The sequence below is a fragment of the Gemmatimonadaceae bacterium genome (assembly GCA_036496605.1).
GTDB lineage: Bacteria > Gemmatimonadota > Gemmatimonadetes > Gemmatimonadales > Gemmatimonadaceae > AG2.
In genome coordinates this window covers 38204-60355 of record DASXKV010000041.1, presented here as the reverse complement: position 1 = coordinate 60355, position 22152 = coordinate 38204, and the positions used below count along the sequence as shown (strand labels likewise).

The 22152-nt window shown below is 63.2% G+C and carries 27 protein-coding genes and 1 pseudogene; 27 read left to right on the top strand and 1 reads right to left on the bottom strand.

Annotated features, from left to right (window positions below; translation table 11 throughout):
- Positions 1-438 precede the first annotated feature (438 nt).
- From fusA to VGH98_16440, 27 genes and pseudogenes are all read left to right on the top strand, one after another.
- A complete protein-coding gene (gene fusA, locus VGH98_16570; GenBank protein HEY2377595.1) occupies positions 439-2535 on the top strand; it encodes an elongation factor G in 2097 nt (698 codons plus the stop codon).
- A gap of 102 nt (positions 2536-2637) precedes the next feature.
- On the top strand, positions 2638-3840 hold the full coding sequence (gene tuf / locus VGH98_16565) for an elongation factor Tu (protein ID HEY2377594.1): 1203 nt from the start codon (positions 2638-2640) through the stop codon (positions 3838-3840).
- Between the two features lie 93 nt (positions 3841-3933).
- Positions 3934-4242, top strand: coding sequence for a 30S ribosomal protein S10 (gene rpsJ / locus VGH98_16560; GenBank protein HEY2377593.1), 309 nt, complete (start codon positions 3934-3936; stop codon positions 4240-4242).
- Between the two features lie 93 nt (positions 4243-4335).
- The gene (gene rplC, locus VGH98_16555; GenBank protein HEY2377592.1) at positions 4336-5016 is read left to right on the top strand and encodes a 50S ribosomal protein L3; all 681 of its coding nucleotides are present in this window, start codon (positions 4336-4338) and stop codon (positions 5014-5016) included.
- A 12-nt stretch (positions 5017-5028) separates the two neighbouring features.
- Positions 5029-5847, top strand: coding sequence for a 50S ribosomal protein L4 (gene rplD / locus VGH98_16550; protein ID HEY2377591.1), 819 nt, complete (start codon positions 5029-5031; stop codon positions 5845-5847).
- A 3-nt stretch (positions 5848-5850) separates the two neighbouring features.
- Entirely contained in the window at positions 5851-6138 is a 288-nt protein-coding gene (locus VGH98_16545; protein HEY2377590.1) for a 50S ribosomal protein L23, read from the top strand.
- Between the two features lie 10 nt (positions 6139-6148).
- Positions 6149-6979: a 50S ribosomal protein L2 gene (gene rplB, locus VGH98_16540; protein ID HEY2377589.1), complete on the top strand. Its 831-nt coding sequence runs from the start codon at positions 6149-6151 to the stop codon at positions 6977-6979.
- Between the two features lie 81 nt (positions 6980-7060).
- Positions 7061-7315, top strand: a pseudogene (rpsS, locus tag VGH98_16535) (30S ribosomal protein S19).
- A 306-nt stretch (positions 7316-7621) separates the two neighbouring features.
- Positions 7622-7969, top strand: coding sequence for a 50S ribosomal protein L22 (gene rplV, locus VGH98_16530; GenBank protein HEY2377588.1), 348 nt, complete (start codon positions 7622-7624; stop codon positions 7967-7969).
- Complete coding sequence (gene rpsC / locus VGH98_16525) at positions 7969-8628, top strand: 30S ribosomal protein S3 (protein HEY2377587.1); 660 nt, start codon at positions 7969-7971, stop codon at positions 8626-8628. The genes rplV and rpsC overlap by 1 nt, the downstream gene beginning before the upstream one ends.
- Before the next feature lie 13 nt (positions 8629-8641).
- Positions 8642-9070, top strand: coding sequence for a 50S ribosomal protein L16 (rplP, locus tag VGH98_16520; protein HEY2377586.1), 429 nt, complete (start codon positions 8642-8644; stop codon positions 9068-9070).
- Positions 9060-9362, top strand: a complete 303-nt coding sequence (gene rpmC / locus VGH98_16515) for a 50S ribosomal protein L29 (GenBank protein HEY2377585.1) — start codon at positions 9060-9062, stop codon at positions 9360-9362. The genes rplP and rpmC overlap by 11 nt, the downstream gene beginning before the upstream one ends.
- A gap of 21 nt (positions 9363-9383) precedes the next feature.
- Positions 9384-9668 carry a 30S ribosomal protein S17 gene (rpsQ, locus tag VGH98_16510; protein ID HEY2377584.1) on the top strand — a complete coding sequence of 95 codons (285 nt, stop codon included), beginning with the start codon at positions 9384-9386 and terminating at the stop codon, positions 9666-9668.
- Between the two features lie 14 nt (positions 9669-9682).
- Complete coding sequence (gene rplN, locus VGH98_16505; protein HEY2377583.1) at positions 9683-10051, top strand: 50S ribosomal protein L14; 369 nt, start codon at positions 9683-9685, stop codon at positions 10049-10051.
- 1 nt (position 10052) lies between these two features.
- A complete protein-coding gene (gene rplX / locus VGH98_16500; protein ID HEY2377582.1) occupies positions 10053-10460 on the top strand; it encodes a 50S ribosomal protein L24 in 408 nt (135 codons plus the stop codon).
- A gap of 199 nt (positions 10461-10659) precedes the next feature.
- Positions 10660-11217, top strand: a complete 558-nt coding sequence (gene rplE / locus VGH98_16495; protein HEY2377581.1) for a 50S ribosomal protein L5 — start codon at positions 10660-10662, stop codon at positions 11215-11217.
- Between the two features lie 35 nt (positions 11218-11252).
- Positions 11253-11438, top strand: a complete 186-nt coding sequence (locus VGH98_16490; GenBank protein ID HEY2377580.1) for a type Z 30S ribosomal protein S14 — start codon at positions 11253-11255, stop codon at positions 11436-11438.
- A 146-nt stretch (positions 11439-11584) separates the two neighbouring features.
- Positions 11585-11986, top strand: a complete 402-nt coding sequence (rpsH, locus tag VGH98_16485; protein HEY2377579.1) for a 30S ribosomal protein S8 — start codon at positions 11585-11587, stop codon at positions 11984-11986.
- Between the two features lie 12 nt (positions 11987-11998).
- Positions 11999-12538, top strand: coding sequence for a 50S ribosomal protein L6 (gene rplF / locus VGH98_16480; GenBank protein ID HEY2377578.1), 540 nt, complete (start codon positions 11999-12001; stop codon positions 12536-12538).
- A complete protein-coding gene (rplR, locus tag VGH98_16475) occupies positions 12538-12894 on the top strand; it encodes a 50S ribosomal protein L18 (GenBank protein ID HEY2377577.1) in 357 nt (118 codons plus the stop codon). Before rplF ends, rplR begins: the two co-directional genes overlap by 1 nt.
- A gap of 346 nt (positions 12895-13240) precedes the next feature.
- The gene (rpsE, locus tag VGH98_16470) at positions 13241-13738 is read left to right on the top strand and encodes a 30S ribosomal protein S5 (protein HEY2377576.1); all 498 of its coding nucleotides are present in this window, start codon (positions 13241-13243) and stop codon (positions 13736-13738) included.
- A complete protein-coding gene (rpmD, locus tag VGH98_16465; protein ID HEY2377575.1) occupies positions 13738-13992 on the top strand; it encodes a 50S ribosomal protein L30 in 255 nt (84 codons plus the stop codon). Before rpsE ends, rpmD begins: the two co-directional genes overlap by 1 nt.
- Positions 13993-14039: 47 nt before the next feature.
- Positions 14040-14483, top strand: a complete 444-nt coding sequence (rplO, locus tag VGH98_16460; protein ID HEY2377574.1) for a 50S ribosomal protein L15 — start codon at positions 14040-14042, stop codon at positions 14481-14483.
- Between the two features lie 86 nt (positions 14484-14569).
- A complete protein-coding gene (gene secY, locus VGH98_16455; GenBank protein ID HEY2377573.1) occupies positions 14570-15910 on the top strand; it encodes a preprotein translocase subunit SecY in 1341 nt (446 codons plus the stop codon).
- An 84-nt stretch (positions 15911-15994) separates the two neighbouring features.
- The gene (locus tag VGH98_16450; GenBank protein ID HEY2377572.1) at positions 15995-16630 is read left to right on the top strand and encodes an adenylate kinase; all 636 of its coding nucleotides are present in this window, start codon (positions 15995-15997) and stop codon (positions 16628-16630) included.
- Entirely contained in the window at positions 16627-17379 is a 753-nt protein-coding gene (gene map, locus VGH98_16445; GenBank protein HEY2377571.1) for a type I methionyl aminopeptidase, read from the top strand. The genes VGH98_16450 and map overlap by 4 nt, the downstream gene beginning before the upstream one ends.
- A gap of 140 nt (positions 17380-17519) precedes the next feature.
- Positions 17520-20414: a M14 metallopeptidase family protein gene (locus VGH98_16440; protein HEY2377570.1), complete on the top strand. Its 2895-nt coding sequence runs from the start codon at positions 17520-17522 to the stop codon at positions 20412-20414.
- A 198-nt stretch (positions 20415-20612) separates the two neighbouring features.
- Here the strand turns inward: VGH98_16440 and ftcD are convergent, their stop codons facing one another.
- Positions 20613-22133 carry a glutamate formimidoyltransferase gene (ftcD, locus tag VGH98_16435; GenBank protein HEY2377569.1) on the bottom strand — a complete coding sequence of 507 codons (1521 nt, stop codon included), beginning with the start codon at positions 22131-22133 and terminating at the stop codon, positions 20613-20615.
- Between the last annotated feature and the right edge of the window lie 19 nt (positions 22134-22152).

The window sequence follows — 22152 nt, the reverse complement described above, 5'->3', positions numbered from 1 at the left end:
TACCGAGGAGCCCCCTCAGGATTTCTTAGTCGCGTCAGTTGACACGTGACCTCTCCTCAATAAATTCAAGGGGCTCCGGGTTTTGCGCGTTGATGGCGCATCGCACCCGAAGCGAACCGTCCGGCGAAACTGCGCGCCGGCTCTTATGGGCTCGCTCGTTAGCAGCGAGGGTCTGCGCCCCAATGCAGTGGGGCGCTGCCGGTCGAGACACTCGGTGTCGACGCTCCCGAAAAGCAAACGCAGGACAATCGAACGTCCGATGAACGTTGTCGGGCGCGCCATGGGTCCCCTCTCGTGCTGCAGTGGCGAGTGTACCCGGCGGTGGCGGATGGACACCGGTCCCATTTCGGGGCGCAGGTCCACCCGCGTTTTTGCTGGTGGGATGGGGGAGGGGCTTGGGACGGGGGCTAGAGTCTAGGGTTTAGGAATTCTTGAATTATGCCACGTACAACACCGCTCGACCATTATCGGAATATCGGCATCATGGCGCACATCGATGCCGGTAAGACGACGACGACCGAGCGCATTCTTTACTATACCGGAAAGCAGCACAAGATCGGCGAGGTGCACGAAGGCACCGCGACGATGGACTGGATGGAGCAGGAGCAGGAGCGCGGCATCACGATCACGTCGGCCGCGACGACCGCCTTCTGGACCCGCAATGGCATCCAGTACCGAATCAACATCATCGACACGCCGGGGCACGTCGACTTCACCGTCGAGGTGGAGCGCTCGCTCCGCGTCCTCGATGGCGCGGTCACGCTCCTCGACTCGGTCGCCGGCGTCGAGCCGCAAACCGAGACGGTGTGGCGTCAGGCGGATCGCTACGCCGTTCCGCGCATCATCTTCGCCAACAAGATGGATCGCGTCGGCGCCGACTTCGATCGTTGCATGACGATGATCCGCGATCGCCTCGCGAAGCACGCCTACGCGGTTCAGCTTCCCGTTGGATCGGGCGAGTTGTTCACCGGACACATCGACGTCATCGAGCGAAAGCAGTACATCTTCGACGAGGACACGTTAGGCAAGAAGTTCACGGTCGTCGACGTGCCGGCAGACATGAAGGACAAAGTCGAAGAGGCGCGCCACGCGCTCATCGAGCACGCGGTCACCTTCGACGAGCCGCTGATGGAGAAGTACCTCGCCGGCGGGGAGCTGACGTTCGACGAGGTTCGCCAGGCGATACGCAAGGCAACGGTGGTGGGAAAGATGATTCCGGTGCTCTGCGGCGCGTCATTCAAAAACAAGGGCGTGCAGGCACTGTTGGATGCGGTGATCGATTTCCTGCCGGCCCCGGTGGACATTCCGCCGATCGAAGGACACCTGCCGCATCACGACGAGCACATGGCGACGCGCGCCGCGTCGGATGACGCGCCGTTCGCGGCGCTGGCGTCGAAGATCGCGACGGATCCGTTCGTCGGAAAGCTGACGTTCTTTAGAGTTTACTCGGGAGTCCTCAAGTCGGGCTCGTATATTTACAACTCGACGAAGGATAAGCGCGAGAGAATCGGGCGTCTGTTGCAGATGCACGCGAACAAGCGCGAGGAGATTCCAGAGGTGCGCGCTGGAGACATCTGCGCGGCGATCGGCCTTCGCGACACGCGGACGGGCGACACGCTCTGCGACGATGATCATCCGATCATCCTCGAGGCGATGAAGTTCCCCAATCCCGTCATCGACGTCGCGATCGAGCCGAAGACGAAGGCGGATCAGGACAAACTGGCAATCGCGCTGCAGAAGTTGTCAGAGGAAGATCCGACGTTCCGAGTGCACACGGACGCCGAGACGTCGCAGACGATCATCTCCGGGATGGGCGAGTTGCACCTCGAGATCATCGTCGATCGCATGATGCGCGAGTTCAAGGTCGATGCGAACATCGGTCGGCCGCAGGTCGCCTATCGAGAGACGATCCGTAAGAGAGTAGAAAAGGTCGAAGGCAAATTCATTCGTCAGTCCGGCGGCAAAGGTCAGTACGGCCATGTTGTGATCAACATGGAGCCGTCCGGCCCCGGCGCTGGATTCGTCTTCGAAGACAAGATCGTCGGCGGCGTGATTCCGCGTGAATACATCGCGCCCGTCGAGCAGGGCATAAAGGAAGCACTGGAAAACGGAGTGCTCGCGGGCTATCCGATGGTCGACGTCAAAGTCGAGCTGGTGTACGGCTCGTATCACGAAGTCGACTCCAGCGAAATGGCGTTCAAGATCGCGGGATCGATGGCGTTCAAGGAAGCGGCGAAGCGTGCCGGCCCAGTGCTCCTCGAGCCGATGATGAACGTCGAAGTCGTCGTACCCGACGCATATATGGGCGACGTGCTCGGCGACCTGTCGGCACGCCGCGGCAAGATCGGCGGCATGACGCAGCGCGGTGAAGCGCAGGTGATCGCCGCGACGGTTCCACTAGCCGAGATGTTCGGCTATTCGACGAAGCTGCGCTCGATGTCGCAGGGTCGCGCGGTGTACTCGATGGAGTTCGCGCATTACGAGGAAGTGCCGAAGGCGAAGGCGGAAGAGATCGTGAGCAAAGTGAAAGCGTGATTGGTGGTTGGTGATTGGTGGTTAGTGAATCCAAATTCACGAACTACCAACGACCAGCGACCGACCACCAAGAAGGACCCCAACTAACCGGGTATCGGAAAAATGGCAAAGGCAAAGTTTGAGCGGACCAAGCCGCACGTAAACGTCGGCACTATCGGCCACGTCGACCATGGGAAGACGACGCTCACCGCAGCGCTGACCAAGGTGTCGGCGGACAAGGGGTGGGGGACGAAGTACGTGCCCTATGACGAAGTGGCAAAAGCCTCCGAATCGCAGGGGCGTCGCGACGCGACGAAAATCCTGACGATCGCGACCAGCCACGTCGAGTACGAGACGGCCAAGCGCCACTATGCGCACGTCGACTGCCCGGGGCACGCTGACTACGTGAAGAATATGATCACGGGTGCTGCGCAGATGGACGGCGCGATCCTGGTGGTGAGTGCTGTGGACGGCCCGATGCCGCAGACGCGCGAGCACATTCTGCTCGCTCGTCAGGTCAACGTGCCGCAGGTCGTCGTGTTCCTCAACAAGTGCGACCTCGTCGATGACCCCGAGCTCCTCGACCTCGTCGAGCTCGAGGTGCGCGAACTGCTGAGCAAGTACGACTTCCCCGGCGACGAAGCGCCGGTGATTCGCGGCTCGGCGACGGGCGCACTGAAAGGCGATAAGCAGTGGGTAGAAAAGATCGACGAGCTCTGCAACGCGCTCGACACGTTCATCCCGCAGCCTGTTCGCGAGACGGACAAGCCCTTCCTGCTTCCGGTCGAAGACGTGTTCTCGATCACGGGCCGCGGCACGGTCGCGACGGGTCGTATCGAGCGTGGCCGGATCAAGGTCGGCGAGGAAGTGCAGCTCGTCGGCTTCAATGCCGACAAGAAGTCGGTCGTCACGGGCGTCGAGATGTTCCGCAAGTTGCTCGACCAGGGCGAGGCTGGCGACAACGTCGGCTTGCTCCTCCGCGGCATCGACAAGAAGGACATCGAGCGCGGCATGGTGCTGGCGAAGCCGGGCTCGATTCCGCCACACACGAAGTTCGAGGCCGAGGTGTACGTCCTGACGAAGGAAGAGGGCGGCCGCCATACCCCGTTCTTCAAGGGCTATCGCCCGCAGTTCTATTTCCGGACGACGGACGTGACTGGAAACGTCGAATTGCCGGCGGGCACGGAGATGGTGATGCCCGGCGACAACATCCAGATGACGATCGAGCTGATCATCCCGATCGCCATGGAAGAGCAGCTCCGCTTCGCCATCCGCGAGGGTGGACGAACGGTCGGCGCGGGCGTTGTTACGAAGATTCTAAAGTGATGGGTGCTTGGTGGTTGGTGGTTGGTGCTTTCACCAACAACCAACCACCAACAACCAACCACCAACAACCAACCACATTTCTCGGAAACACAAATGGCTGGCAGAATCCGGATTCGCTTGAAGGCGTTCGATCACGCGGTGATCGATCAGGCATCGGCGGACATCGTGCGAACGGCGGAAAAGACGGGAGCGCAAGTCTCCGGTCCGATTCCGCTGCCGACGAAGACGCAGCGGTGGACGGTGCTCCGCTCGCCACACGTCGACAAGAAATCCCGCGAGCAGTTCGAGCTGAAGACGCACAAGCGCGTGATCGACATTCTCGACTCGCGCGCGCAAACGGTCGACGCCCTCACGAAGCTGGATCTACCGGCGGGCGTGGACGTGGAAATCAAGGTGGAGTGAGGGGGTAGGGGCTCTGGGAGTAGGGGCTAGGGATCAAACCCAAGTCCGAATTCTCCTAGACCCTAACCCCTAACCCCTAGCCCCTTTTTAGTCATGATTGGCATAATCGGTAGAAAACTGGGCATGACCCAGATCTTCAACGAGAACGGCGAACAGGTGCCATGCACCGTCATTTCCGCTGAGCCGAATCCGGTGCTCGGCGTGACGGACAAGGCGACCGCTGGCTTCGCCGCCGTGCAGCTCGGCTTCGAGCGGCAGCGGAGCGCGCGCGAAGGCGACAAGGGTCGCACACCCCGCGGTCGTCGCGCGCCACGCGCGCAAATCGGCCACGCGAAGAAAGCGGGACTCGATTACGCGCCGCGCGTTCTGCGCAGCTTCCGCCTCGACGAGCCAGGCAACGCCAAGATCGAGATCCCGACGTACAACGTCGGCGATTCCGTGAAGGTCGACGTATTCGCCGCCGGCGAGATCGTGAAGGTCATGGGCACGTCGAAGGGGCGCGGTTTCCAGGGCGTCGTGAAGCGCCACGGCTTCCACGGTGGACCAAACACGCACGGCAACACGCGGCACCGGAAGCCCGGCTCGGTCGGACCGGGCACGGATCCGTCGCGCGTCATCAAGGGCAAGAAAATGCCGGGTCACTACGGCGCGGCGCGACACACCCAAATCGGACTGCGCGTCGAGAAGATCGACGCGGAGCGCAACCTGATCTACGTCCGAGGCTCCGTAGCGGGGCCAACGAACGGGATCGTCCTCGTCGAGAAGCAGGCGTAAGGGAATACAGGCATGGCTGAGACCACGACATTCCAGGCAGCCGCATATACGGCGCAAGGTGCGGAGCGCGAGAGCGTGACGCTGCCACGGGCGCTGTTCGACGGCACCGTGAACATGCCGGTGATGCACCAGGCGGTGAAGGCGTATCTCGCCAACCAACGCCAGGGCAACGCGTCGACGAAGATTCGTAAATACGTATCGGGCGGCAATCAGAAACCGTGGAAGCAGAAGGGCACTGGTCGGGCGCGACAGGGCTCGATTCGCGCGCCGCAGTGGGTCGGCGGCGGCACGGTGTTCGGCCCGGTTCCGCGCAGCTACGCGCAGTACGTGCCGCGTCAGGTGCGGCAGTTGGCGCGCAAGAGCGCGTTCAACGCCCGCGCTCGCGAGAACGCGATCTTCGTCGTCGACGGATTCGCGTTCGAGTCGCCGAAGACGAAGCAGCTCGTGGATCTCATCACGCGTCTCGGAGTCGCCGATCGAAAGGTGCTCATCCTCACCGAAGGGGCGAAGGAGAACGTGTTCCTCAGCGGCCGCAACCTGCCGCTGGTCCACGTGATGCCCTATGGCGACGTCTCGACGTATCACATCCTCTGGTCCGACGTCGTGCTCATCGAGTCGGGCGCGCTCGGCTCTCAGCTCGAGCCGGCTGAGGGTGAAGAGGAGACGCCGCGTCCAAAGAAGGCGGCGAGCGCGCGCAAGGCAGCCTCGAAGGCAGGCGCGAAGAAGGCGGCGACGCGCGGCGCGGCCAAGAAGGCCGCCAAACGTCCGGCCGCGAAGAAATCTGCGGCGAAGAAGTCCGCGTCGAAGTCGACCAAGAAGAAGGGGAAGTAACCGATGCCGACACTCCACGAGATGATCGTTAGGCCACTGATCACGGAGAAGAGCTCCGCGGCCTACCAGGATCGCGGCGAGTACACGTTCGAAGTGCACCCGAAGGCCTCGAAGCCGCAGATCCGCGGTGCGATCGAGCAGCTGTTCGGCGTGCGTGTGGTCGGCGTGTGGACGTCGAACCATCGCGGCAAGATGAAGCGGCTTGGCAAGAGTGCGGGTCGCCGTCCCAACTGGAAGAAGGCCGTCGTCAAGCTCGCTCAGGGCGACTCGATTCCGATCTTCGAAGGCTGAGGTAGATAGAATGCCGATTCGTCAGTTCAGGCCGATCACGGCGAGCTCACGCTTCCGTTCCGTCGCGGATTTTTCGGAGATCACGCGCGAGGAGCCGGAGAAGTCGCTGGTCGAGCCGTTGAAGAAGACCGGTGGGCGCGACAACCACGGGCACATCGCGATGCGCCGTCGTGGCGGTGGCCACAAGCGGAAGTACCGCATCGTCGATTTCCGTCGTGACAAGTTTGGCGTGACCGCGACGGTGAAGGAGATCGAGTACGATCCGAATCGCTCGGCGCGCATTGCGCTCGTCGAGTACGCGGATGGCGAGCTCCGCTACATCATCCACCCGAAGGGGCTCAAGGTCGGGGATACGGTGGTCAGCGGCCCGGGCTCGGACATCCGTTTGGGCAACACGATGCCATTGGCGGAAGTGCCGTTAGGCACGGCGGTCCACAACATCGAGCTCAAGATCGCAAAGGGCGGCCAGCTCTGCCGGTCGGCGGGAATGGCGGCACAGGTCGTCGCGAAAGAGGGCGAGTACGTGACGGTGCGTATGCCGTCGACGGAGATGCGCATGATCCACGGCCGCTGCCTGGCGACGATCGGCGTCGTCGGCAACGAGGAGCACGAGCTGCTCTCGTGGGGCAAGGCGGGCAAATCCCGCTGGAAGGGACGCCGTCCGCGGGTCCGCGGCGAGGTCATGAACCCCGTCGATCACCCGCACGGTGGCCGCACGCGCGGCGGTCGCAATGTCGTGAGTCCGTGGGGCAAGAAGGAAGGCGTGAAGACGCGCAACAAGAAGAAGGCGTCGCAGAAGCTGATTGTGAGGGGTCGCAAACGCGGAAAGGCAACGCAGTAACCGTGATTGGTGATTGGTGGTTGGTGATTCGTGAATCACCGACTACCAGCCACCAGACACCAACCACCCGGAATCGACATCATGGGTCGCAGCGTAAAAAAGGGTCCTTACGTTCAGGAAGCGCTCACGAAGCGCGTCGAAGCGATGAACACGCGCAACGAGAAGCGCGTGATCAAGACGTGGTCGCGCGCGAGCACGGTGCTGCCGGAGTTCGTGGGTCACACGTTCGCGGTGCATAACGGGAACAAGTTCATCCCCGTGTACGTCACCGAGAACATGGTGGGCCACAAGCTCGGCGAGTTCGCGCCGACGCGCTTGTTCCGTGGACACACCGCAGCGGGAAAAGCAGCAGACAAGAAGGCGCCGACGCCCGCCGCCGGTACGCCAGCGGCGCCCGCAGCGACCGCACCAGCCGCAGCGCCCGCACCACGAGGAGGTAGGTAGGCCATGGCCGCACGTAAGTCGGGAGCGAAGAAGACGACCGCGAAGCGGGGCGCGAGCCGCGGCACGCGCGGTGCGAAAAAGAGCGCCGCGAAGAAAGCCGGCGCGAAGCGCGGCGGGACGAAGCGGGCCGGGACCGGCGGCGGCACGCCGCGCGCCGCGCAACCCGCGACGGCAACTCCGCCTCGTCAGGCACGCGCGATCCAGCGCACCACGCGCCAGTCGCCCTACAAGATGCGCCTGGTGATCGACGAGATCCGCGGCAAGGACGTGAACGCGGCGCTCAACTACCTCGCCTTCTCCAAGAAGCACGCGGCGAAGCAGATCGAGAAAACGTTGCGTTCCGCGGTAGCAAATGCTGAATCACATGCTCGTGCCGAGAATGAGCCCTTGGACGTGGATACGCTGTTCGTGAAGCACGCAATTGTGAACGAAGGACCGAAGCTGAAGCGGTTCACGCCGGCGGCGATGGGTCGCGCCACGCCAATTCAGAAGCGCACGAGCCACGTCGAGATCGTGGTCGCGGCGCGTCAGGGGGTTGCTCGCTAATGGGACAGAAGGTTAATCCAGTCGGTTTCCGGCTCGGCATCTCGAAGGACTGGCGCTCGCGATACTACGCGGGGCGGGAGCTGCCCAAGCTGCTCAAGGAAGACGAGCTGCTGCGCAAGTATCTCAAGGCGCGCCTCGGACACGCAGCGATCTCCGATATCGTGATCGAGCGTAAGCCGAGCAAGGTCGTCGTCACCCTACACACGGGGCGACCAGGAGTCGTTATTGGCAAGAAAGGCGCGGAAGTGGACAAGCTGCGTGACGAGCTCGCACATCTCACTGGCAAGGAAGTCGGCATCAACGTCGAGGAGATCAAGCGGCCCGAGCTCGACGCCCAACTCGTCGCCGACAACGTCGCAAGCCAGCTCGCCCAGCGCATCTCGTTTCGTCGCGCCATGAAGCGCGCGGTGCAGAGCGCAATGCGCATGGGCGCGCAGGGTATCAAGATCAAGTGTGGTGGCCGTCTGGGCGGCGCCGAGATCGCGCGCGTCGAGGGGTATCACGAGGGACGCGTGCCGCTGCATACGCTGCGCGCGGACATCGACTACGCAACATCGACGGCGAAGACGACCTACGGGACGATCGGCGTCAAGGTGTGGATCTTCAAGGGCGAGAAGGTCGAGGATCGTCGCGGTACGACCTACTCGTCAGGCATGTGAGGGGGGCTGAACGATGCTGAGTCCGAAGCGTGTCAAATTTCGCAAGATGTTCAAGGGCCGCACGAAGGGTCACGCCAAGCGTGGCAGCACGGTGGCCTTCGGTAGCTATGGTTTGCAGGCGCTCGAGCCGGGCTGGATCTCGAACCGCCAGATCGAGGCGGCGCGCGTTGCCCTCACGAGGCACATCAAGCGCGGCGGAAAAGTGTGGATTCGAATCTTTCCGGATAAACCCATCACGAAAAAGCCCGCCGAGACCCGCATGGGGAAGGGAAAGGGATCTCCAGAGGGTTGGGTCGCAGTCGTAAAGCCGGGACGAGTGCTGTTCGAGTTGGAAGGTGTCACGCGCGAGATCGCCGACAAGGCGATGGCGCTCGCGGCCGCCAAGATGCCGGTGCGTACGAAGTTCGTTGCGCGTGAGGAGGCGCACACCGATGCGAGCTGACGAAATCCGTGAACTGGGCGTGGAGGACATCACGGCGCGCGTTCTCGAGCTGGAGGAGGAGCGTTTCCGACTCAAGTTCCGAAGCGCGACGGAGCCGCTCGAGGATCCGCTGCGTCTGCGACTGATTCGAAAGGACATTGCGCGGCTGAAGACGATCGCGAGCGAGCGCGAGCAAGGCATCGTGCGCGAGGCTACGGCGTCGTCGTCGCCCGCCGCGAAGAAGGGCAAGAAGACAACGAAGACAGCGCGTCGCCCGGCGAAGAAGGGCGCGACGAAGACGAAAGCGCGCTAACCGGGGACGAGCATGGCTGATATGGCGAGAACGAACGCACGCGAGACGAGCACGCCGCGCGGCACGCGCAAGACGCGGCTCGGCGTCGTCGTGAGCGACAAGATGCAGAAGACGGTGGTGGTGGCGATCGAACGTCGCTACCAGCACCCCGTCTACAACAAGATGGTGACGCGCACGAAGCGCGTGAAAGCGCACGATGAGGAGAACGCCGCGAAGAGCGGTGACACCGTGCGCATCATGGAGACCCGCCCGCTGTCGAAGGACAAGCGGTGGCGCGTGGTCGAGATCATCGAGCGCGCGCGCTAAGGGAGGAAGTCACCATGATTCAGCAGGAATCGATGGTCAAGGTCGCGGACAATTCGGGCGCGAAACGCGCGCTCGTGATCCGCGTGCTCGGCGGCACGCGCCGTCGCTATGCGGGCTTGGGCGACGTCGTGATCGTGGCGGTCAAAGACGCCTTGCCTAACGGTACGGTGAAGAAGTCGGAGGTCGCTCGGGCGGTCGTCGTTCGCACGGCAAAGGAGACGCGCCGCAAGGATGGCAGCTATATCCGCTTCGACGAGAACGCGGTCGTGATCATCAACGAGCAGGGCGAGCCGCGCGCGACGCGCATCTTCGGCCCCGTCGCGCGCGAGTTGCGCGACCGGAAGTACATGAAGATCGTGTCGCTCGCGCCCGAGGTCATCTGATATGCGAATTCTCAAGTATCGAAAGACGGATCGGCCGCGTGCGGTCAATCGCAAGCGACACGCCGACAACCGGGCACGCATCAAGATGCCCGTCGTGCGCGGCGACCAGGTGCTGATCATGCGCGGCAACGACAAGGGCGCGCGCGGCGAAGTGATTCACGTTTACCCGAAGAAAGGGCGCATCACGGTGAAGGGTGTGAACATCGTGAAGCGGCACCGGAAGGCGCGCACGGCCGACGAGCAGAGCGGCATCATCGAGATGGAAGCGCCGATTCACGTGTCGAACGTGATGCTCATCGACCCGAAGAGCGGCAAGCCGACGCGCACGAAGATGCGCATCGACGAGGACGGCACGAAGGAGCGCATCAGCGTCAAGAGCGGTGACGCGATTCCGAAACCGGTGCGCTGACGATTGTGATTGGTGGTTGGTGATTGGAGACTAAGGACTCATGGCAACGAAAGACCAAAAGGGCGGCACGCCGGCGAAGGGCGCACCAAAACAGGCCGGCGGTAAGCCGAGCGGCAAGAAAGGGAAAGAAAAGCGCGGCGGTGAAGCGCATGCGCGTGGACCACACGCGGGCGCTCACATTCCCGTGCCACCGCCGCGCCTGCGCGCGATGTATCAGGTCGAAGTCCGGCCGAAGCTCATGCAGCAGTTCGGCCTAACGAATCCGCACCAGGTCCCGACGCTCGAAAAGATCGTGCTCAACGTCGGCGTCGGCGAAGCGATCAAACAACCGAAGACGCTCGACAAGGTCGTCGAGGAGCTTGCGACGATCACCGGCCAGCAACCGGTGAGAAAAAAGGCAAAGAAGTCGATCGCGAACTTCGGTCTCCGGCAAGGACAAGAGATCGGGGCGGCAGTGACGCTCCGCGGCGCGCGCATGTGGGAGTTTCTCGACCGCTTCATCTCGGTGGCAGTGCCACGCATTCGCGACTTTCGCGGGCTGGGCACGCGCTCTTTCGATGGAAGAGGCAATTATTCGCTTGGCGTCAAGGAGCAGATGATCTTCCCCGAGATCAACTACGACGACATCGAGCAAATCCACGGCATGGACATCACCTTCGTGACGAGCGCCGAGCGCGACGATCTCGCGTTGGCGCTGCTGAAGGAGTTAGGCATGCCATTCCGCGGTGACGACAAGAAGGGCAGCCGGCTCCTCTAGCGCGGCTGTCACCAACACCTCAGCGGGTACCACGCATGGCAAAGAAGTCCTGGATCGAGAAGTCGAAGCGCAAGCCCAAGTTCAAAGTGCGCGCACACAGCCGGTGCAGTCGCTGCGGCCGGTCGCGCGCATTTCTGCGACGCTTTGGTCTCTGCCGAATCTGCTTCCGTGAACTGGCGCTTTCCGGGATGATCCCGGGCGTACGCAAGGCCTCATGGTGATTGGTGGCTGGTCGCGGGTGATTGGTGAATAGGGAGTGCCCGCGAGCGAAGCTCGCCGGCCAATCCGAAACCCACCAACGACCAACCGCCAATCACCAGTCACCAATCTCCCCCACGTCTCCGGATACGAGAGGAGTTCTGAATTCATGAGCATGACCGATCCGATCGCCGACATGTTGACACGAATCCGCAACGCGGTGGCGTCGCGGCATCGTCGCGTCGACATCCCGGTGTCGAGAGTGAAAACCGAGATCGCTCGCATCCTGAAGGAGAACAACTTCATTCAGGATTATCAGATGATCGACAGCGACGAAGGCAAGCACCTCCTGCGCGTGCGGCTCAAGTACGCGGGCACCGGCCAGCCGGTGATTCGTTCGCTCCAGCGCGTCTCGACGCCGGGACTGCGGCGTTACGTCGGCGTCAACCAGATCCCGCGCGTCCGCAACGGACTCGGGCTCGCCATCCTCAGCACGTCGCAGGGGATGATGTCCGATCGAGAAGCTCGTCAGGCGCGCACCGGCGGCGAGCTCGTCGCCGTCGTTTGGTAAGGAGGAATTGAGATGTCACGTATTGGAAAGCTTCCGGTCAGCATACCCAAAGGGGTCACGGTTGCCGTTGACGGGAACACGATTCGCGTCAAGGGTCCGAAAGGCGAGCTGACGCGCAAGGTCGCCCAGGATATTTCGGTCGCGGTCGAGAACGACACCATCAAGGTATCGCGTCCGTCGGACGAGCCGAACCACAAGGCGCTCCACGGCCTAACGAGAACGCTCATCGCCAACATGGTCGAGGGCGTCACGAAGGGATATCAGAAGCAGCTCGAGATCTCGGGCGTTGGGTACAAGGCGGAGGTCCGGCCATTCGGGCTGCAGCTCGCCCTGGGCTTCTCCCATCCGGTGCAGTACAAGGCGCCGTCGGGGATCAAGCTGACCGCGCCGCAGCCGACGCAGATCTTTATCGACGGCGCAGACAAGGAAATGGTCGGACAGGTCGCGGCCGAGCTGCGCCAACTTCGGCCACCCGAGCCGTACAAGGGCAAGGGCATCAAGTACGCTGGTGAACAGATCCGTCGTAAGGCGGGCAAGGCAGGAGGTAAGTAATGCCGGTGATGCGTCCCCCGAAGACGAAGGTCGAACGGCGATATCGTCGCCATCTTCGTGTTCGGAAAAAGGTCAGCGGTACCGAGGATCGCCCGCGTCTCGTCATTCGCCGTTCGCTCAAGCACATCTACGCGCAGCTGGTCGACGACGCGGCGAACCGCACGCTCATGACGGTCACGAGCCAGGACATCGAAGGGAAGAAGACCGAGAAGTCGTCGGAAGTCGGAAAGCGGATCGCCGCGCGCGCGAAGGAAGCGGGTATCACGAAAGTCGTGTTCGATCGGGCGGGATATCGATATCATGGCCGCGTGAAGGCGCTGGCCGACGGTGCCCGCGAGGGCGGGCTGGAGTTCTAAAGACATGTCAGAAACACACAGCACAGGCGGCGAGCCGCAGCGCGCCGAGCGTCCACGCCCCGTCGGCGGTGGCCCAGGTGGCGGCCGTGGTGGGCGCGGGGGCGGCGGCGGCGGCGGTGGCGGTCGCGGACGCGGCGGGCCAGGCGGCGGACGCGGCGGACCAGGCGGCGGACGTGGCGGCGGCGGTGGCGGCCGTGGTGGTCCCGGTGGTGGTGGCGGTCGCGGTCGCGGCGGCCCGGGTGGTGGCGGCGGTGATCGGGGCGGCAGCGATCGTGGTGGTCACGGTGGTCGCGAAGGACGTGGCGGGCGCGGTGGCGAGGAACGTTCGCGCGAGGGTGGAGATCTCATCGAGAACGTCATCGCCATCAACCGCGTCGCGAAGGTCGTGAAGGGCGGCCGGCGTTTCTCCTTCAACGCCCTCGTGGCCGTCGGCGACGGTCAGGGTCGCGTCGGATTCGCGTCAGGCAAGGCGAACGAAGTCTCCGAAGCCGTCCGCAAGGCAGTGGAGGCAGCGCGCCGGAAGCTCACGGAGGTTCCCCTCACCGGGAACACGATCCCGCACGAGATTATTGGTCAGCATGGCGCGGGGCGCGTCCTTATGAAGCCCGCGGCGCCAGGTGCCGGTGTGATCGCCGGCGGCGCCGTTCGCGCCATTATGGAGTGCGCAGGGATCTCCGACATTCTGACCAAGAGTCTGGGCTCCACGAATCCGCACAACATGGTACGAGCGGCGATGGACGGCCTTCGTCAACTGACGACGGTGGAACAGGTGGCCCGTGAGCGCGGTATCGAGGTGTCGAGTATTCAGTACCGTTCGCGTGCGAAGTCAAAGGAGGCGGTCTAATGCCGCGCACATTCGTTTGGCACCGGACGCGCGGTCCAAAAAAGACACCGAGCCTTCGGTTGCCGGAGAAGGGCCAGGTTCGCGTCAAGCAGGTCCGCAGCGGCATCGGTCATTCCTGGCGGATGCGCGCGACGCTCGAGGCGATCGGGCTGCGTCATCATCAGCATGAGGTCGTGAAGGACATTCACCCCGCACTCGTGGGGCAGCTCAAGCAAGTGCGGCACCTCGTGCAGGTGACCGTCGTCGAAGAGTGAGGGCAACTGTGGCTAAGACTGTAGAAAAGGCGGAGAAGGTCGAGAAGATCGGGCTGCACAATCTGGTGGCGGCTCCCCGGTCGCATCGCGAGCGGAAGCGCATCGGTCGCGGTCCGGGCTCCGGAAAGGGCAAGACGTCCGGCAAGGGCAACAAGGGCATCAAGGCGCGTTCGGGACATCACGGTCCGGGCGGCGGAAAGCCGGCCTTCGAGGGCGGCCAGATGCCGATCACGCGTCGCTTGCCGAAGCGCGGCTTCACCAATCCCTTCCGCGAGGATGCCGAGGTGATCCGCCTCGACGATCTCGCGAAGGTGAGTGGCGACGTGACGCCGGAGTCGCTTGCCGAGGCCGGACTCGTTAGGCGCAATCACGGCAAGATCAAGCTGCTCGCGAACGGCAAGGTGCCGAAGCCCGTCACCGTGCGCGGCGTGAAAATGAGTGCATCGGCGCGCGAGAAGATCGTGGCGGCCGGGGGCAGTGTGGAAGAGTGATTGGTGATTGGTGATTGGTGGTTGGTTCTTCGGAAATACCGATAACCAGCCACCAGCGACCAACTACGTTTTTCCGGTAGCGTCTTATGGCTCAGAGCAATGCCGCCGCGACGGCGATGCGCAACATCTGGAACACCACCGAGCTGAAGGAGAAGATCCTCTTCACGCTCCTGTGCCTGGTGATCTATCGCATCGGCGCGCACGTCACCGCGCCCGGCGTGAATCCCGCCGCGCTCATCGACTTCTTCAAAACTCAGAGCAATGGTGGCGGGCTGCTCGGCCTCTACGACCTCTTCACCGGCGGCCAGCTCTCGCGCGCGACCGTGTTCGCGCTCGGGATCATGCCGTACATCTCGGCGAGCATCTTCCAGCAGATCGCCGGCGCGATCATTCCGCAAGTTGAGAAGATGCAAAAGGACGAGGAAGGCCGAAAACGCGTCAACCAGTGGACGCGTTACGCGACGATCGGTCTCGCGTGGGTGCAGGCTTGGGGCTTCGCCCTCTTCACCGAGTCACTGCCCGGTGTCGTCGACTCGCCAGGCTTCGCCTTCCGCCTCCAGACGGCCTTCTTCCTCACCACGGGAGCGATGTTCGTGATGTGGCTCGGTGAGCAAATCACCGAGCGCGGACTGGGCAATGGCGCGAGCTTGATGATCTTCTTCTCGATCGTCGACCGCATCTGGCCCGGCATCAGTGAGACCTTCAAGTTCATCGGCTCGGGCGCGATCCCGACCTTCAACCTGCTCGTTCTCATCGTGTTGATGGTGGCGGTCGTCGCGTCTGTCGTTGCGGTGACCATAGCGGCGCGCCGCGTCCTGATTCAGATCCCACAGCGGACCATGGCGCGGGGACGAATGCGCGAGGCTTCGCGGAGCTTCATACCGCTTCGCATAAACGCCGCAGGCGTGATGCCGATCGTCTTTGCGCAATCGGTGATCGTCATCCCGGGCACCGCGGCCCAATTCTCGAGCGTTCAGAAGCTTCGAGACCTCGCCGAATTCTTCCAGCCCGGCGCATTCTGGTACTACGCGTTGATGGCTGTCCTGATCCTCTTCTTCACGTACTTCTACACGGCGATCATCTTCAACCCGATCGACGTCGCCGAGAACCTGAAGAAGCAGGGCGGGTTCGTCCCGGGCGTGAAGCCTGGCGCGAAGACGGCGGAGTACATCGAAGACGTCGTCTCGAAGATCACACTTCCTGGCGCGATCTTCCTGACGATCATCGCGCTGTTGCCGATCTGGATCAGCCGCCTCATCAACGTTCCGTTCTCGTTTGGCGGCACGTCGCTTCTCATCGTCGTCGGGGTCGCGCTCGACACGCTGACGCAGATGCAGCAGCACCTCCTGCTCCGGAAGTACGACGGTTTCATGAAGAAGGGCCGTGTTCGATTCAGAGGCCGTCAGGGAGCGACCGGCGGATATTGACAGAGAGGGGCTAGGGTCTTGGGGGCTAGGGCTATCAAACCCTGGCCCCTTAGACCTAGCCCCTAGTCCCTTCTGTACTTCTCCATGAACATCGTTCTGTTCGGCAAGCCTGGCGCTGGAAAGGGCACTCAAGCTCCAAAGATCGCGGAGTCCCTCGGCGTGCCGACTCTGGCGACGGGGAATGTGCTTCGCGCAGCGGTGAAGCAAGGCACCGCGCTCGGCCGCGAGGCAAGGGGATTCATGGATCGCGGCGATCTCGTGCCAGATTCGGTGATTCTCGGCATCGTGCGAGAGGAATTGACGAAGCCGGAATACGCGCGCGGCGTCGTTCTCGACGGCGTCGTACGCACCGTTCCACAGGCAGAGGGTCTCGCAGCGATGTTCAAGACGCTCGGCCGCAAAGTGGACGCCGTCGTCTCGCTCGAGGTGCCTGACGAGGAGATCGTGCGCCGCATGGGGACCCGAACGGTGTGTTCCACCTGTCAGACGCCATACAGCGATCTGCCGCCGGGCTCCAAATGTCCTAACTGCGGCGGCGTCGTTGTGCGCCGCAGCGACGATGAGCCGGAAGCGGTGCGAAATCGTCTCAGCGTTTTCACGGCGCAAACGGCGCCCGTGTTCGATTGGTACAAGCGCAACGGCGCGCGGATCGCCGTCGTCGACGCCAATGGTACCGTCGGCGAAGTCACTCAACGCGTTATGCACGCGCTCGGCAGGTGATCCAGCTCAAGTCGAACCGCGAGATCGAGCTCATGGCGCAGGGAGGGAAGATTCTCGCTGCGACCGTGGAGCACCTTCGCGGCGCCGTGCGCGCCGGGATCTCGACCGGGGAGCTTGATCAGATCGCCGAAGATTTCATTCGCGGCCATGACGGCGCGACGCCCGCGTTCAAGGGATTGTATGGATTTCCGGGGAGCATCTGCACGTCCATCAACAGCGAGGTCGTGCACGGGATTCCTTCCCGCAAGCGTGTTCTGAAGGACGGCGATGTCTTGTCCATCGACGTCGGCGTCGGCTACAAGGGCTACTTCACCGATAGCGCGGTGACCGTTCCCGTCGGCGACGTCGACGCCGAGACAAAACGTCTGCTCGCGGTTACTCAGGATGCGCTAGCGGCGGGGATTTCGGCTGCGCAGCCGGGCAACCACGTTGGGGATATCGGCGCCGCCGTACAGGGCGTTGTCGAGCGGGCCAAGTTCAGCATCGTCCGTGATCTCGTTGGGCACGGCATTGGGACGGATTTCCACGAGGAGCCGCAGGTGCCGAATTACGGAAAGCCGAAGCGTCGTGAGAAGCTCGTTCCGGGTCTCACGATCGCGATCGAGCCGATGGTGAACGCGGGCGGGCCAGCGACGAAAACGCTCTCGGACAAATGGACCATCGTGACGATAGATGGATCTCGCTCGGCGCACTTCGAGCACACGGTGGCGATCACAGAGTCCGGGCCGCGAGTGCTGACCTCGCTCTGACGTGCAAAGGGCTAGAGGTTAGGGGCTAGGGCAAGTGCCTCTCAGCACTAGGACCTATCGACGCGTAAAACTGGCTGATATGCTCAACCAGCGCGATCGCGGCACTTTGCTGCGTCCGCGTCCCACCTGGAGGTTTCTCGATGCGTACGTGCAGTCACCGCCTCTGGCGAGCTGCTGCGCTTCCGCTCGTCTTTTCGGCGACGGTCGTGCAGGCCCAGAGTCACATCACGAGTCCAAAGGAGCAGTTCGGCCATAACATCGGCGACGACTACTGGCTCGCGACCTACGATCAATTCCAGGCGTACTGGCAAAAGCTCTCCAAAGAATCTGACCGCATGAAGCTGGTCGAGATCGGCAAGTCGGCCGAGGGGCGGCCGCAACTCATGGCGATCATTTCGTCGCCTGAGAACATGAAGAAGCTCGATCGCTACAAGGACATCTCACGCCGGCTCGCGCTCGCCGAGGGACTGACCGACGATCAGGCGCATACGCTCGCCAAGGATGGCAAGGCGGTTGTCTGGATCGACGGCGGCTTGCACGCCACCGAAGTGTTAGGCCCTGCCCAGCTCATGGAGACCGTCTATCAACTCTTGAGTCGCAACGACGAGGAGACGAAACGGATCCTCAACGACGACATCGTTCTCGCCGTGCAGGTGAATCCGGACGGGATGCAGCTCGTCTCGAGCTGGTACATGAAGGACGCGGACTCGCTCAAGCGGAACATGAGCATTCCGCGTCTCTACCAGAAGTACGTGGGCCACGACGACAACCGCGATTTCTACATGTCGAATCAGGCCGAGACGAAGAATGACAATCATGTGATGTACTGGGAGTGGTTCCCGCAGATCGTCTACAATCACCACCAGACCGGTCCCGCGGGCGCGGTGATGTTCGCGCCGCCCTTCCGCGATCCATTCAACTACAACTTCGACCCGGGAATCCCGATGGGGATCGACGCGGTCGGCGCGGCGATGCAGACGCGATTCGCGATGGAGCACAAGCCGGGCGTGACGATACGCTCCGGCTCGAGCTATTCGACGTGGTGGAACGGCGGTCTGCGCACGACGGTGTACTTCCACAACATGATCGGTCTCCTCACCGAGACGATCGGCAATCCGACGCCGCAGCGCATTCCCTTCATTCCGACGATGGAGTTGCCCCGCGCGGATCTCATGTATCCGATCGATCCGCAGCCGGTGTGGCACTTCCGTCAGTCGGTGGATTACTCGGTCACGGCGAATTACGCGGTGCTCGACTACGCGTCGCGACAGCGTGATGAGCTCTTGTTCGACATCTACCGGATGGGCAAGAACTCGATCGAGAAGGGTAGTCACGACAACTGGACGACGACGCCGAGCGACATCGTCGCCGTCGAGAACAAGATCGCGGAGTCGAACGGCGCGCAGCTCGCCGGTGAGCAGGCGAGTGGGGACGAAGCCGTGTCAGGCGGCGCGGGCGGCCGTGGCGGACGAGGCGGTCGGACGCGCGCGACGGCACCGGCCGGCGCCGGCGCCGTGGGCAATCCCGTTGCACCGTTTGGCAGCGGGACCGATATAAAGTTCTTCAACACGGTGCTCCGCGATCCGGCGAAGCGTGATGCCCGCGGCTACATCGTGCCGTCGAACCAGCCGGATTTCCCAACGGCTACGAAGTTCATCAATACGCTGCGTCACGTCGGCATCACCGTGATGCGCGCGACGAGCCCATTCACGGTGAACGGCAAGTCGTATCCCGCCGGCTCATTCGTCGTGAAGACCGCGCAGGCGTTCCGTCCATATGTGCTCGACATGTTCGAGCCGCAGGACCACCCGAACGATTTCGCCTATCCGGGCGGCCCGCCGAAGCGTCCGTACGACAACGCCGGCTGGACACTGGCGTATCAGATGGGCGTGCAATTCGACCGCGTGCTGGATGCATTCGACGGCCCCTTCGAGAAGGTGGAGGGACTCGCCGCCGTGCCGGCCGGCATGGTTGCCGGGACGAGTGGTGCCGCCGGTTATGTATTCTCTCATCAACAGAACGACGCATTCACGGCGATCAATCGTCTGCTCAAGGCGGGCGAGGATGTGTACTGGCTCAAGAGCCCGGTGACGGCGAATGGAAAGTCGTATCCCGGCGGTTCATTCTATGTCACGGCAAAGTCTACCACCTTGCCGATTCTCCAGAAGGCAGCGACCGATCTCGGTGTCAGCTTCGACGGGACGGCGATGCGACCTGCTGGTGATGCGACGAAGCTCGCCGCCCCGCGCCTCGCGCTGGCCGACATCTATGGCGGCTCGATGCCCTCGGGCCAGATTCGATGGCTGCTCGAGCAGTTCGAGTTCCCGTATACCCTGGTTTATCCGCAAGACATCGATGCCGGTAATTTGAAGACCAAATTCGACGCGTTGGTGATCCCTTCTGGATTGTTAGGCCAGAGCAGCCGCGGCGGCGGTCGTGGCGGCGAGGGCAACGGTCGTCCGAGTGTGCCCGCGGAATTCCAGCACATGCTCGGCAGTCTCAGCGAGCAGCGCTCGATTCCCGCGATCAAGGATTTCCTCGATCAGGGCGGCAACGTCGTCAGCATCGGGACGTCGGCGCGGTTAGGCGATATGCTCGGCCTGCCCGTGTACAACGCGCTCGTCGAGCGTTCACCGACGGGCGAGGAACGCGCGCTTCCGGCGGAGAAGTTCTACGTGCCGGGCTCGATTCTCAGCGTCGCCGTCGATAATAGCACTGGCGTGGCGGCTGGTATGCCGGCGCGTCTCGATGTGTTTTACGACAACAGCCCGGCTTTCAGGCTCGGCCCCGATGCGGCACTGAAGGGTGTGCGGCCGGTCGCGTGGTTCGACTCGGACCATCCGCTGCGCAGCGGATGGGCGTGGGGGCAGAACTATCTCGAGGGCGCGGTCGCGATCGCGGAAGCGAATGTGGGCCGCGGGCATCTGTATCTGTTCGGTCCCGAGATCACGTTCCGGGCGCAGCCGCATGGGACGTTCAAGTTCCTCTTCAATGGGATTTATGGCGGCGGGGACAAGCAGGGCTTAACACCGTAAGGCTTAGAAGAGCGCGTCGAAAAGGGCGCGTCGAAAGGGGCGCGCCGAAAGGAGCGCGTCGAGAACGGCGCCAGACCTGCGTTAATAAGGAAATCGGGCGCGCGCCTGCGGCGCTGCGCCCGTTTCATTTTTCGACGCGCCCTTTTCGACGCGCCCTTATCGACGCGCCCCTCTCGACGCGCTCTTTTTGCCGTGTCCTCACGCTATTGCCTCTTCCACCGCGTTCATCGCCGCGCGCGCCCTTTCGGACGTCTGCGCGATCAGTTGTTTAGCCTCTTCTAACAGGCCCGCGCCGAGCGACTTGTCCTCGAGCGACACGACGTTGATTCGCACGTTGAGCACCGCGCCGCGGCACCCCGCTTCGGCGAGGAGCGCGGCGACGCCGGCGTCGGACGCGGCATTCGTATTTCCCTTCCTTGCCACGACGACGGCGAGCTCCGCGGCTTTGGCGCACGCGCGCGCCGTCTCGAGGGGCACTTGAGCTGCGCCGAGGAGGGCCTTCGTGAGGGCTTCGCCGCGCCGCGCCGCGGCATCGGCTGGTTCGTTAGGCATCTTATACGCGGCGGCAACCTCGGCGAACGCCGCGGCGTCGCGCGACACGAGCGCCGAGAGCTGCGTCACCAAGCCGGCCGCGTCGAGGGAGAGCGCGCGCATCTCGGCGTCCACCGACGCGTACTTCTTCTTTCCAGCGGTCAGGCCGGCGACCATCTGAACGAGCGCCGCCGCCAACGCGCCGACGTGGGCGGCGACACTTCCCCCACCGGGAACAGGCGCTGACGACGCAACGCTGCTCACGAAGCCGCTGAGCGACTGCCCGCCCTGCACCGCGTCCCGGACGCGGCGCTCGAGCACCATCTCCGGTGAGAAGTTTCGCAACTGGATGTGCCGCGCCGCAGTCTCGAGGAGCGCGCGTTCCGGTACGAGGCCGACGATCTCGGACCATGTCGTCAAAACACCCTGTGTCGCAGCTTCCAGTTTCACCATCTCGAAAGCGCGGAAGAGTGGCGTCTTTTCCGTGTCGACGAGGTTCATCGAAACCTGCGCTTGCCCATCCACCTCGAGGCCCAACGCCTTGACGTAGCGCAGTCCGCCAGTGGAATGGCGCAGTGCCTTCGCGACGTCTTTCGCGACCTGGAGATTCGTCGCCGGGCCGAGGTAGACGTTGTATGCGACGAGAAAGGGCCGGGCGCCGATTGCCACCGCGCCCGCGGTGGGGTGGGTATGAGCTGGTCCGAAGTCCGGCGTGCGCGCAGGATCTTTGCCGATCTGCTCTCGAAGTCCCTCGAACTCGCCGCGGCGGACGTCCGCCAGATTCTCGCGATCGGGACGGGTCGCCGCGCGCTCGTAGAGAAACACGGGAATCTGCAGCTCGCGCCCGACGCGGTCACCTAACGAGCGCGCGAGCACGATGCAGTCCTCCATCGTCGTCCCTTCGAGCGGAATGAACGGCACCACGTCGGCGGCTCCCATCCGTGGATGCTCGCCCGTGTGATGATTCAGGTCGATGAGCTCCCGCGCCTTGCGAATCCCCGCGAAGGCCGCGTCGACCGCTTGCTCGACGGGTGCGACGAAGGTGACGACGGTGCGGTTATGCGAGAGATCCGAGGATGAGTCCAGAATCGCGACACCTGCGACGGCAGCGATCGCATCCCGAATGGCGGAGATGATCTCTGGCCGGCGGCCTTCGGAGAAGTTTGGGACGCACTCGACGAGACGCACGAGCGACGGGGCTAGGGTC

Coding starts and splice junctions, on each gene's coding strand:
- fusA (HEY2377595.1), top strand. CDS start 439: ATGCCACGTACAACACCGCTCGACCATTATCGGAATATCGGCATCATG.
- tuf (HEY2377594.1), top strand. CDS start 2,638: ATGGCAAAGGCAAAGTTTGAGCGGACCAAGCCGCACGTAAACGTCGGC.
- rpsJ (HEY2377593.1), top strand. CDS start 3,934: ATGGCTGGCAGAATCCGGATTCGCTTGAAGGCGTTCGATCACGCGGTG.
- rplC (HEY2377592.1), top strand. CDS start 4,336: ATGATTGGCATAATCGGTAGAAAACTGGGCATGACCCAGATCTTCAAC.
- rplD (HEY2377591.1), top strand. CDS start 5,029: ATGGCTGAGACCACGACATTCCAGGCAGCCGCATATACGGCGCAAGGT.
- VGH98_16545 (HEY2377590.1), top strand. CDS start 5,851: ATGCCGACACTCCACGAGATGATCGTTAGGCCACTGATCACGGAGAAG.
- rplB (HEY2377589.1), top strand. CDS start 6,149: ATGCCGATTCGTCAGTTCAGGCCGATCACGGCGAGCTCACGCTTCCGT.
- rpsC (HEY2377587.1), top strand. CDS start 7,969: ATGGGACAGAAGGTTAATCCAGTCGGTTTCCGGCTCGGCATCTCGAAG.
- rplP (HEY2377586.1), top strand. CDS start 8,642: ATGCTGAGTCCGAAGCGTGTCAAATTTCGCAAGATGTTCAAGGGCCGC.
- rpmC (HEY2377585.1), top strand. CDS start 9,060: ATGCGAGCTGACGAAATCCGTGAACTGGGCGTGGAGGACATCACGGCG.
- rpsQ (HEY2377584.1), top strand. CDS start 9,384: ATGGCGAGAACGAACGCACGCGAGACGAGCACGCCGCGCGGCACGCGC.
- rplN (HEY2377583.1), top strand. CDS start 9,683: ATGATTCAGCAGGAATCGATGGTCAAGGTCGCGGACAATTCGGGCGCG.
- rplX (HEY2377582.1), top strand. CDS start 10,053: ATGCGAATTCTCAAGTATCGAAAGACGGATCGGCCGCGTGCGGTCAAT.
- VGH98_16490 (HEY2377580.1), top strand. CDS start 11,253: ATGGCAAAGAAGTCCTGGATCGAGAAGTCGAAGCGCAAGCCCAAGTTC.
- rpsH (HEY2377579.1), top strand. CDS start 11,585: ATGAGCATGACCGATCCGATCGCCGACATGTTGACACGAATCCGCAAC.
- rplF (HEY2377578.1), top strand. CDS start 11,999: ATGTCACGTATTGGAAAGCTTCCGGTCAGCATACCCAAAGGGGTCACG.
- rplR (HEY2377577.1), top strand. CDS start 12,538: ATGCCGGTGATGCGTCCCCCGAAGACGAAGGTCGAACGGCGATATCGT.
- rpmD (HEY2377575.1), top strand. CDS start 13,738: ATGCCGCGCACATTCGTTTGGCACCGGACGCGCGGTCCAAAAAAGACA.
- secY (HEY2377573.1), top strand. CDS start 14,570: ATGGCTCAGAGCAATGCCGCCGCGACGGCGATGCGCAACATCTGGAAC.
- VGH98_16450 (HEY2377572.1), top strand. CDS start 15,995: ATGAACATCGTTCTGTTCGGCAAGCCTGGCGCTGGAAAGGGCACTCAA.
- VGH98_16440 (HEY2377570.1), top strand. CDS start 17,520: ATGCGTACGTGCAGTCACCGCCTCTGGCGAGCTGCTGCGCTTCCGCTC.